The organism is Nostoc sp. NMS7, from assembly GCF_017115085.1.
In the GTDB taxonomy this organism is placed as follows: domain Bacteria; phylum Cyanobacteriota; class Cyanobacteriia; order Cyanobacteriales; family Nostocaceae; genus Nostoc.
On record NZ_JABXKJ010000097.1, the window covers coordinates 75,540 to 89,544 of the forward strand.

The following is a 14,005-nucleotide window of genomic DNA, read 5'->3' on the forward strand; positions in this document are numbered from 1 at the left end:
ATATAATATCATGACTACAACAACTTTTGCAAATAAATTATACGTCGAGCAGCATCAGGTAGATTCCAATCCTACCACCCACATAGAGCAAAGTACCCTAGAGTACCTCCATACGGCTTTCCTACTCTATGAGTACAAGCAGACTTACACCAAAAAAGAATATCGCGCACTGTTAGAAGAGTACGGGTGGGACAAGGGCAGTGCTGAGTCAAGGCGATCGCTCCGAATTGCCGAGAATTTTCAAGCATTTATCAGTTGCCCGCAACACTTAGCGGTTTTACCAATATCGGTACTACTTCGGTTATGTTCTGTGAACTACAAAATCCTAATTGATCAATTGAAAGATATTCCTATTGGTGGATTGACTTGTGGATTAGTGTTAGAACTGATTGAGGAAAGAAGATTATTTCTCAGAGCCATGAATCAAGAAAGAAAAGATGGCAACTGGCGAGCAACACCAGATGGAAATAGATATTACACCTTCGGCAAAATTATGGAGGATGACCACCAAACAGGGGTGTTTACCGAGAAGTTAATAGAGGAATTGGGATTGTCACCGCAGCGAATTGTCAGAATGGCGATCGCTGATTTATATGAAAAGCATCAAGCTGAAATAGCCAAGAATGAAATCGGCTCTTTTGAAGAACTAATCCCTTGTGAACAACTCACTGACACCATAGAAGAATTGATTCCTGCCAACGATGAAAGTGTCGTCAACCCAACAAACCTTGAGGTAATGCAGCGAGAACTTGAAACCTTGTGGCAAAGGGATACAGAAGAATATGACTGCGAAGAATACCTGGAAGAACCTGAAGAGTCAAATATTGACTTTGAAGAAGATCAGATTGAGGCAGTAGAAAGTACATTGGCTGGGATGTTCGGTACAAATCAAGTTCCAGGAACTGATGCAGAAGTCCTCGCAGACATATTGCGGAAAGCTTCAGATTATTCCTCAGTGCGCCGGGGGCTATGGCAATATCAACAAGCTAAGGAAGAAGCTTGGAACCTCCTCTCGGATTCGGAAAGGAAATCTGTATGGCAGATGCTTCCAGAGGCAATCAAAAAGCTTAGTAATGCCAAACGTGAAGGGTTGATTGTCAACTTTTATGAGATGGAGTCAGGAGGGGTATATAAAGTCTTCACTACAGATTACCCACTAATAGAAGAAACAGTTAGTAATAGTCGGTTAGACAGATGGCTGGCAGATTTGAAAGTCAGGCAGAACTCCGATTGTAATTGACATGTCTTTAAAGCCAAGTGCAAGAAGTTAACATTAATTGGAATCTCAATGAACTCAACAGCAACAAACAAAAAAATAGCTGTTAGCCTATTCTCCGGGGTGGGTGGATTTGACTTGGGATTTAAAGCAGCAGGGTTTGAAATAGCGATCGCCATTGATAACAATCCCATCGCCCTAGCAACATACCAACATAATTTCCCGCACGCCACAGTTTTGTGCAAAGACATTCGGGAGGTGACGGCGGAAGAAATACGCGCCCATATTCAGGCGAAGTATGTAGATTGGGACGGGGAAATTTATGCCGTTTTTGGTGGGCCACCATGCCAAGGATTTAGTGTTGCTGGACTGCAAAATGTTGAAGATGAGAGAAACTCGTTGGTAGGGGAGTTTGTTCGGCTGGTGTTGGAACTCAATCCCCTTGCGGCAATCATGGAGAATGTGCCGGGGATTGAGAATCAGAAGTTTGGCTGCATTACTGCTAACCTCCAAGCAGTGCTAGAAGAACATTATTTCCTTAGCAAATGGAACCTCACCGCTTCAGATTACGGGGTTCCGCAAGCTAGAAAAAGGGTGTTTTTTGTTGCATCTAAGTTTGGAGAAATTATACTGCCAGAGCATCAATCTCAACATACAGTTAGAGATGCGATCGCGGACTTGTCGCCAGTCCCCCTACTCCCCAAGCAAAACACTCAAGAATGGCATCCAGATTGGGTGAAGGGAGAATATGCTAAGTATCTTGAAAAAATATTCCCAAATATTGGTATAGTAACTAACATTGAGACGGGATTCGCAGCGACAATACATGCACCACAAGTAATTCAGCAATTTATCAACACTCCCCCAGGTGCAAGGGAAGCTAAATCCAAATCAAAAAAGCTGCAATGGGATGGATTCTGCGTGACGTTAAGAGCGGGGAGTGGCAACCGCACCGCATTACGTCCCCTCCATCCAGAACAACCACGGGTTATCTCAGTTAGAGAAGCTGCTCGTTTGCACAGTTATCCTGATTGGTTTAATTTCAGTGAGGCAATACTCCACGCTCAAAGAGAAATTGGAAATTCGGTGCCCCCATTGCTTGCATATGCTGTGGGAATGCAGGTTAGAGAACATCTAGAATGCAATATCACTTATCAGATTAAGTGCCAAAATTGGCAAAACTGCCTATTTTTACCAATTTGTTGCAATTTTAAGAATATATTCGTTTTTGTCAATGAAATGCTGTCTTTAAGCGGGTTAAGCAAAATCGGCAAAGGGCGATCGCCTCCACATCTGGCTAAAAGAAAGCAAAGAGCAGATGTTAGGATCAACATTAACTTTATTAAGGAGCGGAAACTACTAAAGAATATTCAGGGATGCAGTGATTGTTAGTTGACCTTTTCTACATCTTTAAGCGCAAGCATGTGTAAACAAAAAAATTATGCGTAAGATTTATGCACTTCTTGTTGGGATTAACAATTATCATCCTGCTTCTTATCCTCCAGTACCCTCTCTACAAGGCTGTGTTGCTGATATTGAAGCTATCGGAGATTACTTAGATGAACGAATTAATAAGGATGAGTATGAACTAGTAAAACCTCAAGATATAAAATGCATACTACTGAATCAAGATGCAACCCGTCAAGCAATTATAGATGGCTTTGACCACCATCTATGCAATGCAGGTTCTGATGATGTTGTGCTTTTCTACTATGCTGGTCACGGTTCTCAGGAGAAGGCACCAGAAGAGTTCTGGCATATCGAGCCTGACCACTTGAACGAAACCCTAGTTTGCTACGACAGCCGCACAGCAGGTAGTTGGGATTTAGTTGATAAGGAATTATCTTATTTGATTGCTAAACTTGCTGAACGAAAACCACACATTATTGTAATTTTAGATTGCTGTCACTCTAGTTCTGGTACACGAGAGGGAGTTTTGGTTACGGATGTGCGTACTGCACCGCCAGATGCACGAGTACGATCACTGCACGATTTCATCTTTGCAGAAGATCGAGCATTTGCAGAATATTTACTCACTTCTAACGATGCTGCCCAAAAGCCCAACCGTCTGCTGTTCCCTCGAGGGAAGCACGTCCTCCTCGCCGCCTGCCGCGATCATCAGGAAGCTAAGGAATATTTGACAGAGGATGGGTCACGCAGAGGTGTGTTTTCTTACTTCTTGTTACAAACACTACAACAGACAAAGGGAAACATTTCTTATCGTGATTTAAACTGGAATATTAATGCGTTGGTCACAGGTAAAGTTCAAGGTCAGTCACCTCAAGCAGAGGCAATCAACCCCGACGACCTTAAGCAAAGTTTTCTAGGTAAAGATGCAATTAAAGAACGTCCCTTTTATTTTGTCTTGACCCGCAACCAAGAAAATAACTGGGTAATTAATGGAGGTGTTATACACGGTGTTCCTAAGATTGCTGAGCGGGAAGAAGCTCTAGTGGCAATTTTTCCAACCAACGATGAAGAGCGCTTACGTCACTTGTCAGATCCTTTAGCTACAGCCAAGATTGCAAAAGTACGGTCAAATTACAGTGTTGTCCAAATTATTGATAACGAAAAACCATTGGATGACCAATCAAGCTATTGGGCAGTGATTATCAGTTTGCCGCTCAAACGGTTGAATATTTACTTTGAGAGCGATACTCATAGTACAGTAGGAATAGACCATGCCACGCAAGCTCTTCAGACTCGGAATTATAATCAACGCCCTTCACTATATCTCAGTCAAACAACAGAGCCGGAAACTGCTGATTATCACCTTCTAGCTCGCTGTGGACAGTATTGGATCATCCATCCTGCGGATAATCGTCTTTTGATCCCTCCCGTTCCAAGTAAACCTCATCCACAAGGTGATTACACACCCCAGTCCGCTTCCGAGGTGATTCGACATCTGGAAGCGATCGCACGTTGGCAGAACATTTTGGATCTTGCCAGCCCAGCAAATAGTGGCATTAAGTCTACCGATATTACCCTGGAAATTGAGATTTTGCGAGGAGATCAAGCAACTACTCCAGTTTCAGATTCTACTCATAGCAAATCCACAATTGCAGACATGCGTCTTGAATATGTCTATGACAATGACAATACTGAGTGGCAATTTCCAGGCATTCAACTAACACTTACTAATCATAGTAATAAAACACTTTATTGTAATGTTTTGCTGCTATCAGAAAATTACAAGGTGGATCTGCCATTTTTTGAAGCACAGAGTAGTGTAAGAATTCCACCCAATGAACAGATTGCGAGTAAGCAGATTGGTTTGTTTATCCCACCTGATTATCTGGAGCAGGGTATTACCGAATACAAGGATATTCTCAAGTTGATTGTCAATACAACTGACTTTGATGCCAGTCTCTTGGAACAAGAAGGTTTAGCTCCCGCCACTAGAACACGCTCTGCCATAATTCCCAAGGGACTTTTGAATCGTTTAATGGATCAGGTTTATACTCGCAATGGCGTTCCGTTTTCTAATGAAAGCAATGACCATTGGACGACGCAGGCGATCACAATCACAATTGTACGCCCTCAAGACGCTAAACTTATCCAATCCAATCAAGATGTTGTTTTGCAAGAAGGTATTGCTAAAATCCTGCCCCATCCAAGTTTGGAGGCGAAAGCATGTTTAACAACTGTACCGCAAGTGCGATCGCTAAGTAGTTCTGTTTTGCCTGCTATTTTGCAATCTGACGCGAGTATTATTCAGCCCTTCCAGTTTACTACAAGTCGGGGAAGCGATCCTGGACTTAGCGTCTTACAACTATCTGAAGTCGCAAATCCGGAGGCAGTAACTCCAGAGTCACCGTTGAAGATACTGGTAAACACTAGTCTTAGAGAAGGTGAGCATTTGTTGCCATTTGCGTATGATGGCGAGTTTTTCTTGCCTTTAGGTAGAGGTATAAATACTCCAAACCACCAAACGACATTGCAGTACTCTTGACTAGCATTAAAAGTGTTAATGCCGAGCGTTCGCCCAAACCTATCATTTTGGAACCTGATGCAGCCTGCGATCACTTTACCTACTTTACCAATCCTCATGGATTGAAAAACCTAGCTCAAGCGCTTTATACCTCTCAAAAGAACATTGATACTAATTCAGGATAACTTCGCCCAGCGAACAAAATATTTGAACATGTGGCTCTTGCAAAGCAACTGATAGGTAAAAACTATGCTTTACGAACGAATGGCTCGTTCGTATTCTGCACAGGCATGATAGGCAATGCCCAAGTTATATCATGTCCGCCTGAACACTTACGATAAAAATGACGCTGAGATGTTGAAATATAACGACTCTGGAAATTTTATATCATAACTAATTACCCGGACATGATATTACTCAATGTTTCACCTTCGTGTTGGCGATCGTTTAAAGTTCGCAAGATTTTTAAACAGGCTTGGTGTAACTCTACAGCTTTTTCAAATTCTCCTAGTGCAAGATAGAGATTTACTAGGTTTGTTAAGGCTTGTTCTTCACATTCCCGATCTGCCATTTCTTTAGCTCGTTTTAAGCTCTGTTGATGGTATTCCAGCGCCTGGCCGTAATTTCCTTGCGCTTGATAAGCATTACTCAAATTTATCCACGCTTGAGTCTTTCCCCATTGGTCTTCCAGTTGCCGAGCGATTATTAAATTCTGTTGAGAATATGCAATCGCGTTTGGGTAGTCCTGTAACTGATAGTAAATAATACCTAATGTACCAAGCGTATTAGACTCCCATTCACGATCTCCTATTACTCGATACAGGTCTAAGGCTTGCTGCAAAGTTTGAAGTGCTTGAGAAAACTGATGGTTTTGATAAAATTCCAAGCCCTGATGAATAAGATCGTCAGCTTGTATTTTTGCTATATTGTCCACTTACATACCTGTTAAAAATTAACCTACCCTTTCTTAGGAGCTTAGCGTGAGTTCTGCTGAACATTGTCATCTACTTACCAACCTACGCGATGCCATGGCCTTTCAGCCTGAGCTTAATGAACTGCCAAGCACGGAACGTCAGGGTATGAGATTCAAAGGATTATTCATTGGTATTGATCGCCACGACTCATCCAAAATCTCGTGGTTAAGCTGTGCCAAACGTGATGCCACAGCACTCCATGCTTTATTCTGTGACACGTTGGGTGGTGAAGCTGAGCTTTTGATTGACCAGCAAGCCACTTACCAAGCCATTCTCGAATGTTTGGCCGCTCTAGCAACTTGTAACGAAGAGGATCTTGTTGTTATCGCGTTCTCTGGCCATGGAACCAATTCTCATCAGCTTGTTGCGTATGACACGGATACTTACAACTTAGATAACACATCAATCTCTCTTGAATTTTTAGCTGAGCAAATTGCACAAATTCCAGCACGTCGGCTCATCTGCTTCTTAGATTGCTGCTTTTCTGGTGGTGTGGAAGCCAAAGTATTTCGGGTTGAAACTGTGGCACGCAATTTGGAATCTGTTGATGCTGCGCTATCTCAATTGTCCGGGGAAGGACGAATAATTTTGACGGCATCAGGTTCAGCGGAATCAGCCTATGAAAATATACGACTTGGGCATGGCTTACTGACCCATTATTTATTGGAAGCCCTACAAGGAGCAGAAGAAGTACAACAATCTGGCAAACTCGCTGTTTACCCCATGCTTCAATACATTACGCAGCGAGTTATTGACGCATCCACTCAGCTTGGTAAGCCACAGCATCCCACACTAAGGGGCAAAATTGACGGTAAGTTACTTTTACCTATTTTTAAACCTGGTTCATTGTACCGAACGGCATTTCCAGAACGATCGCATCCTAAAGTCACATCTGATCTTCAAAGCCTTGCTGCCTATGGTTTTCCAGAAACTTTACTTCAAACTTGGGCAACAGTCATTCCCTCCTTCAATGCGCTCCAACTTGCAGCAATCAATGAATTTAAGGTATTAGAAGGAGAGCATCTGGTTGTGTCAGCACCCACTTCTTCAGGCAAGACGACCATAGGAGAGCTGGCTGCGTTGAAAAGTGTGCTAGAGCGCAAGCGGGCGCTATTCCTATTGCCACTCAAAGCATTAGTTAGTGACAAATTTAGAACTTTTAATGAATCTTACGGTTCGTTTGGCATTATCACAATGCAAGCTACAGGGGAAACAGACGATATTACACCCTTACTACAAGGACGGTATGACATTTGCCTGCTCACCTATGAGAAATTTGCATCTGTTGTTTTGACAAATCCACATATTCTGAATCTGGTTGGTACAGTCGTAATTGATGAAGTGCAGATGATCGCGGATGAAACGCGGGGTGTGAATTTAGAGTTTATCTTAACTTTGCTCCGAGTGAGACGACAACAAGGGCTTGAGCCTCAAGTCATTGCGCTTTCAGCGGTTATTGGAAATACAAATGGGCTGGAACATTGGCTAGGTGCACGCTTACTGCGGCGGGAAGAACGACCTGTTCCTTTGGATGAAGGAATTTTACTCGCAGATGGGCGTTTCCGGTTTATTGATGGAGATTCTGGTGAAGAAAAGATAACGGAGCCACTCTTTCAACCCCAGCCCATTAAGAATTCTAGCCAGGACTATGTGATTCCACTGGTTCAGAAATTGATTAGTGAAGGGAAACAGGTGCTTGTTTTCCGTGAGAAAAAGGGAGAGGCTCGTGGATGTGCACTTTATTTGGCTAGAGAACTAGGATTGCCATCAGATCAAATAGCTTTAGATTCTTTACCAACTGGCGACGACTCGAAAGCTTCAAACGATTTGAAGTTAGCATTGCAAGCTGGCGTTGCATTCCATACTAGCGAACTTACCGCAGAAGAACGACGAGTCGTTGAAGAGCGGTTTCGTGCCAAAAAGACAACTTTGCGAGTGATTGCGGCTACAACCACTCTGGCAATGGGAATTAACACACCAGCTGAAGCTGTTGTTATTGTTGGTCTAAACCATCCTTTGGCTAACAAAGGATCTAGTCCTTATTCAGTAGCAGAGTACAAAAACTTGGCTGGACGTGCCGGACGGCTTCAGTTGACAGAAAGAGGAACGTCTTACCTCTTAGCTTTAGATCCACTCCAAGTACACAACTTTTGGACACAATACGTCAAAGGTCATCCAGAATCCCTTACTTCTCGCTTCTTAAGTACTGATACAGATCCACGAGCACTGCTGTTACGGATTCTTTCTGCAATCCAAAAGTTATCCAAGCTAAAAGCAACCCAGCAGTTACATATGCAAGGAATGCAGGCAGAGGATTTAATTGAGTTTTTGGAATCTAGCTTTGGTGCATTTCAACAAATGCAATTTGCCCACCAATGGAAATGGGATCGTAACCAGCTTATAACAGCACTTCAGAGTTTGTCGCAGCATAGACTGATTGAGCCAGATGAAAACAATTTCTATTATCTAACCCCTTTGGGACGATTAGCTGGAGAGGCAGGCGTTGAGGTTGAGTCGGTCATTCGTCTAGTCGCCTGCCTCTCCCAACTCAATCCTGAATCTATTCTTGAACCAACGCTTTTGGCTGCAACACAGTTAACAGTTGAGTTGGATCGACTTTTGTTTCCGATCAATTGGAGAAGCACAAACAAAGAACCTACTGTTTGGAAACAAGAACTTTTAAGACAAGGTGTTCCTCATTTGTTACTGAATGCTCTGGAACGGGGTGTTACCACTCAGCATCAAAGCACTTTAAGAGCAAAGAAAGCAGTTGCTTGTCTTCTATTTGTAACCCATCGACCAACAGCTGAAATTGAGAGTATTCTTACACAGTTTGGAGGTGCGCCCGGTGGAGCAGCAGGAGCAATTCGTGACGTTGCTGAACGAACCTGTGATTTATTACCTACTGTGGCTCAAGTCGCAGGAATACTGCATCCTAACCTTGATTTAGACGAACCTATTTCTCGTTTGCTTATACGGCTGAATGTTGGAGTTCCGCCAGCAGCTGTTGATTTGGCAAGGCAGGTGGCCACCCGTTTGACACGGGGTGAATATCTGCAATTACTTAATGCTGGACTTTGCAATATAGACGTGATCGAAACAGTGTCTGATTCAGATATTCTCCCTCACCTCAACCATGATGTCGAAAAGCTAGCCATTGTGAGAAAGGCTGTGGAACAACACCGTCAGCAAGAACTTGAGCCAACTCTCCTTTCACCAATTCTTGAACCTTTTGAAAGTTAGCCGCTGAAATTAACCGCTTAGTGTCCTTTGCGATCGCTCTAACCAAGCATTTAATCAATTAGGGCTAGAAAAGAAAGGAGATGCCAATAGTTCAAAGATAACGAGCGAGCAATTCCTGAGCAGCTTGCTTGTGTTTTTCCACCAATTCCTTGGGTGTAAGGAATTGGGCGCTACCCATAAAGCGATAAACCCAACGGCTAAATTCCGTCAGCGATCGCGATGGAAGTTTGAGTCTGTAATCTAGGTAGCTTGGTTTTCCATCTGGAGTTTTCGTTCCAAAAGAAATTTTCTGGCTTTTATGGCGTTTTTCGCCTTCTTGAATAAACACCATAACATCAGGGAAGAAGCGCACGGTTACTTTAACAAAATCTAATTTTCCCTGTCGCTCTAAACTTTGTTCTTCTTGTTTACCTAAATATAACCCCCAGCCATTCTCCAGTAGTTGATGTGCGACTTGGAGGCTTTGCCATTGTTCTGTTGAATCCCGTCCTTTAGAGTCAAGCAACTTAAAGTGTTCGGTAAACCTATCCAACCTTGAGATAGCTAAATGTCCATTCTGACAATCTTCATGCAATAGATACCAAGCTATATCTGAATAGATAAGTTGTAAAGGGTAAATATTTAAAAACTCAGTAATACCTTTTTGATAAGCATTACGACTGCGGTAAATTTCTATTGCCTGGCCCCGAATAATAGCGCTTTCTAGCTGTTCTAGTTTTTCAAAAAGGGTGCCACGATACTTACTATCAGCCATCATTTCTTGCGGGTCAGTGTAAATAATTGCTCGATTGATTTGCGCTCGCACTGGATAGGCAAATTGTTCTGCTAAGTTCAGTCCCCGTAATCGTTGCATCAATATTTGATAAATTTTGTTAACTTGCGGATCTTGTTGATATTTTGCTTGAGAGGTTAAGGCATTGAACGCAACCTGTAATTCGACCAGACTCATTGCACCAGTCCCCAGATAATAACCCCAACGATACATACGGTTGTCTAGGATATTGTAGTGACGCAATGTCCGCAAATCTTTTCGCAGCGTGTGTAATGAGTAAGCTGGCAAATCAATACCGCAGTCACGAGCAACTTCCTGCAAACGCACCGACACCTCAGTAAGTGCATCATGATAACCCCCAGATTTTGTATCGATTGAATCATTAAAATCACTGTTGCCCACTCCGGGATAACGCACAAAAGTCGCAATCAGTAGCATCAACCGTTCAAACGCCTGGAGGTCAGTATAAAGATGAGCAATAGACTTCTTGGGCATTTTGACCTGTCAAGTAAAAGAAAATATTCAACTAGTACTTAAATTAACCTCTCAAAGCTCTACTAGTCTTGCTTTTTAGGTAATTTTAAATAATCAAATAAATACTCGGATTTAATGGATTTCTTGAAATACCTTTTGCTACTATGCAGTTTATACAAGGTAAATCAAGGCATTCAGCCTACATTGCACTCAAACGGCAGAAGTACTAGACCGATATCTTAAATAGATAATTTTCCGCGTAAATTGTAGATATAGTGTAAAAATAGTTACTTAAAACCCTTGGCAGGGAATCTTAAGTATAGAGATACTTTTTTGTCAGGGCAGCAACCGAACTTTGTTGGTTGTCTGGTTAGTAAAAATTGAACAAGAAAGCAGAGGGAAAAAGGCAGAAGGGATAAATCCCTTCTCCGATTGCCCGATAGCCCAGCGTTAGCGACGCAGTTTAACTAAGTTAGTTATCTACTAAACAATGACTACTTTTAACTTCTCTATACCAAGACAAACGCAACATCTTTGGCAAACAATTTCGTCACATTGGTCTCATTATAATCGTCCAGATAAGCAGCGATTTTTGGGTAGCATTCAGATTAGTCAAAAAGCCACAGACCAAGTTTTAGATGTTGTAGGCTATAACTTGAGCAACCTAAGTACAGTTACTTATAATAAGTTATATGAAAGATTCGATGAACCTGAGCAAAACTGGCTGAAAATTCTAACTTTTGCTCTATCTGAGTATGCATATTATTATTCAAGCGTTGAAGAAAAATTTTGGTATGGTTTTTGTCAAAAGTTAAAACTTTCGTGTAATCAAAGCCTAGAGAAGACACTACGTCGGATTGTTGGTGATGGGTTTGACCTACTTGGTCTTGTCAAAGCTAAAGGAGGGTATCCCTATGTATCAACTTTATGGCTGCAAAGTGGTATTCCTCAACAAAACCTCAATCATTTTGCCCACTTAGTTCAGGAATTCTCAAATGAATATGGATGGTGGGAAATTGCCCATAGCTCATGTGAAGATATTTCTGAAGAACTGTTTGATTTTTGTCAAGAAAAGCATCCTCAATGGGCTACTCTAATTCATTTTCTCAAAGCTAGTTGCCCGCAGAAAGAAAACGAGGAAGTTGAACCAATCTCCGGGCAGTTACTTCAAGGTATTGCTATTATTGCTGTTGAACTTGAACGTCAAGGAACATTACCGGAAGCGCTGAAAGATGACAATGAGCGCGAAAAGCTGCTGAGAAACTATTACTTACCAAACAATTTTTTCTTGAGGGATTGGAACAGTCTAATTCAGGTTTTAACTCCTAAACAGCGTCGTTTTGGTAATAGCCGTAAAATAATTAGTCGTCGCCAAAAGCCTCTATCACTGGTTTTAGATGTTACTGAATCATTGAATATGCAGCTAGTGCTGCCAGAACAAAGCCTTTGGAAGAAAGGTTGGGAACGCTTAAGTGGTACTTTCTGCCAAATTCCAGCAGCACATTGGGAAGGTACTATTCCCAATAATCCAGGATTAATGATTCCCGAACAAGTTGTAAATATCAAAAGTGGGGCTGAACTATGGGAATGGCAACTCTTAGATCATCGAAAAAATTGCTTAAATGAGTGGAAGCTTGAGGGTGTAGCCAGGAATCTGCCTTGTCTAATATTCGATGCTGGGACAGGCGAACACTTAAATTTAGACTCTACTAATCCTAGCATCAGGGGAGCCAAAGAAATTATTTTCTTTACTCCTAAAGGCGTTTGTCTAGACTTTGGTAATGGTATTGAAATTGTAGATACTTGTGTACCATCTAGTATTAGAGGCTGGCAAGGTAAACAGCTGACACTGACAACGAAAGAATCATCAATTGTCTTCATAGCTTTCTCCGATGAAGAGATTACTACATTCCCAACGATTAGCTGGAAACTTTCTTCTGAGGAACAACCAAGCTTAAGAGGACTGAAGCTCAAGGGTAAAAAATCTGTTTATTTAGAAATTCCCACGTTCTGGTATCCGCCTATTGAGGGACAAATATCCTTAAATGTTTCTATCGAAAATATCACCCATCAAAAAACAATTATTACTACAACTGAAATAATACAATCAAGCGATAAATGGCAAGCAATTCCTCTCGATAAATGGATTATTGAACCAGGGAAATATGAAGCCCGGTTTTGGAGTCAATTTCATCGCTGGTCATATAAGTTTGAAACTCAGTCAAACTATCAGATGGCTAGCAAGCCAGAGATTAAAAATTTACTAATTAGTAGCAGTTCGCAAGGACAGGTAGAAAACTTACCTATTCATAATGGTTCTGCTGATACTTTTTGGGCAGAAGAAATTAAAATGAAAGGTCTTTTACCTCTAGAAATTATCGGTTTATCTTTATATGATGGGCAGGAAACCCAGATTTCTCAGTGTCAAGCAGATTCATTGGGTAATTTACACATAAACTTGGCATCTTTCTATAATTTATTATCTCCTGATTCTAATTGGTATGCTTTAGATTTCCAGAGGATAGGTGGAGAAACACAACGTTTAATAGAAATGGAAATTGCTTCCCTGGTAATTAGCTGCACTTGGGATAATCAAGCAGTTCAAATATCTGGTTTATTACCTAACGAACTTTATTCTCTTTCATGCTGGAATTTACTCTTACCTGAAAATCCGCCAGTAGAAATTAAAATTTCCCGAGTTTCGTCAAATGAAGATAGAATTAATGTTCCGTTAAAATTGCAACCTGGAATTTATAATATTCAGATATTAGGCTCACGTAAACTACGACATAACCTTGGTTGGTGGTGTAATAGCAATCAAAATGATTTACCGGATGAAACATTAGAAAATGAAGATTTGGCAGATTACTGCTACACCATTCTAGATAATGAATCTGTTAGTGATTTTGTGAAATCTGCCAATAAATATGACTATGACCCCTATTTATTACAAACAGCTATTGATAGCCTGAAAAACTTACCTTGCTATCTTCCAGAATGGTTGCAGATTAATTCTCTTACAGAGAAACTCCAAGCTATTGTTGAAAATCTAAAAGTCAAGTTGAAAAGTCCGCCAAGTACGCAAAAAGTAACAATATCAAAAGGAGCGGATACTGTTCATGTAGCAGCTATTCAAGAAAATTGGTTATTAATAAGTTTAACAAACCCTAAAAAACGTAATTTTGTTTTTAAACAAATAGAAATAAACATTGAAAAGAATCATCGGCAGAAAGGAAATTTAAGTATTCATCTTCCTAAACAACCTGTTTACAATGATATTCTAGTATTGAAATACAAGAATATAAATAATATTAACAGCTATATACCTCTAGAATACATTCAACAAACTCAGCCTTTAACCTCAAATGAGGCTCAAAAAATATTAATATCATAAA

8 protein-coding genes are annotated in these 14,005 nt (G+C 41.1%); 6 read left to right on the forward strand and 2 right to left on the reverse strand.

Features of this window, described 5'->3' with window-relative positions; genetic code table 11:
- Positions 1-10: 10 nt before the first annotated feature.
- From HWQ38_RS10450 to HWQ38_RS10465, 4 genes are read left to right on the forward strand one after another with little or no spacing between them, the layout of a single operon-like run.
- Positions 11-1,240, forward strand: a complete 1,230-nt coding sequence (locus tag HWQ38_RS10450) for a hypothetical protein (protein ID WP_292792956.1) — start codon at positions 11-13, stop codon at positions 1,238-1,240.
- A 48-nt stretch (positions 1,241-1,288) separates the two neighbouring features.
- Positions 1,289-2,608: a DNA cytosine methyltransferase gene (locus tag HWQ38_RS10455; RefSeq protein WP_292792958.1), complete on the forward strand. Its 1,320-nt coding sequence runs from the start codon at positions 1,289-1,291 to the stop codon at positions 2,606-2,608.
- Between the two features lie 49 nt (positions 2,609-2,657).
- Positions 2,658-5,168 carry a caspase family protein gene (locus HWQ38_RS10460; protein WP_292792960.1) on the forward strand — a complete coding sequence of 837 codons (2,511 nt, stop codon included), beginning with the start codon at positions 2,658-2,660 and terminating at the stop codon, positions 5,166-5,168.
- Positions 5,165-5,332 (forward strand): hypothetical protein, encoded by a 168-nt coding sequence (locus tag HWQ38_RS10465; RefSeq protein ID WP_292792962.1) that lies wholly within the window; start codon positions 5,165-5,167, stop codon positions 5,330-5,332. The genes HWQ38_RS10460 and HWQ38_RS10465 overlap by 4 nt, the downstream gene beginning before the upstream one ends.
- A gap of 212 nt (positions 5,333-5,544) precedes the next feature.
- Here the strand turns inward: HWQ38_RS10465 and HWQ38_RS10470 are convergent, their stop codons facing one another.
- Positions 5,545-6,081, reverse strand: coding sequence for a tetratricopeptide repeat protein (locus HWQ38_RS10470; RefSeq protein WP_292792964.1), 537 nt, complete (start codon positions 6,079-6,081; stop codon positions 5,545-5,547).
- Positions 6,082-6,127: 46 nt separating this feature from the next.
- Between HWQ38_RS10470 and HWQ38_RS10475 the strand changes: the two genes are divergently transcribed.
- A complete protein-coding gene (locus tag HWQ38_RS10475) occupies positions 6,128-9,364 on the forward strand; it encodes a DEAD/DEAH box helicase (RefSeq protein WP_292792966.1) in 3,237 nt (1,078 codons plus the stop codon).
- A gap of 91 nt (positions 9,365-9,455) precedes the next feature.
- Here the strand turns inward: HWQ38_RS10475 and HWQ38_RS10480 are convergent, their stop codons facing one another.
- Complete coding sequence (locus HWQ38_RS10480; RefSeq protein ID WP_292792968.1) at positions 9,456-10,631, reverse strand: WYL domain-containing protein; 1,176 nt, start codon at positions 10,629-10,631, stop codon at positions 9,456-9,458.
- Positions 10,632-11,100: 469 nt separating this feature from the next.
- On the opposite strand from HWQ38_RS10480, the gene HWQ38_RS10485 reads away from it, so the two are divergent.
- Entirely contained in the window at positions 11,101-14,004 is a 2,904-nt protein-coding gene (locus HWQ38_RS10485) for a chromosome partitioning protein ParA (protein ID WP_292792970.1), read from the forward strand.
- Position 14,005: the final 1 nt, after the last annotated feature.

Coding starts and splice junctions, on each gene's coding strand:
- HWQ38_RS10480 (WP_292792968.1), bottom strand. CDS start 10,631: ATGCCCAAGAAGTCTATTGCTCATCTTTATACTGACCTCCAGGCGTTT.
- HWQ38_RS10485 (WP_292792970.1), top strand. CDS start 11,101: ATGACTACTTTTAACTTCTCTATACCAAGACAAACGCAACATCTTTGG.
- HWQ38_RS10460 (WP_292792960.1), top strand. CDS start 2,658: ATGCGTAAGATTTATGCACTTCTTGTTGGGATTAACAATTATCATCCT.
- HWQ38_RS10455 (WP_292792958.1), top strand. CDS start 1,289: ATGAACTCAACAGCAACAAACAAAAAAATAGCTGTTAGCCTATTCTCC.
- HWQ38_RS10450 (WP_292792956.1), top strand. CDS start 11: ATGACTACAACAACTTTTGCAAATAAATTATACGTCGAGCAGCATCAG.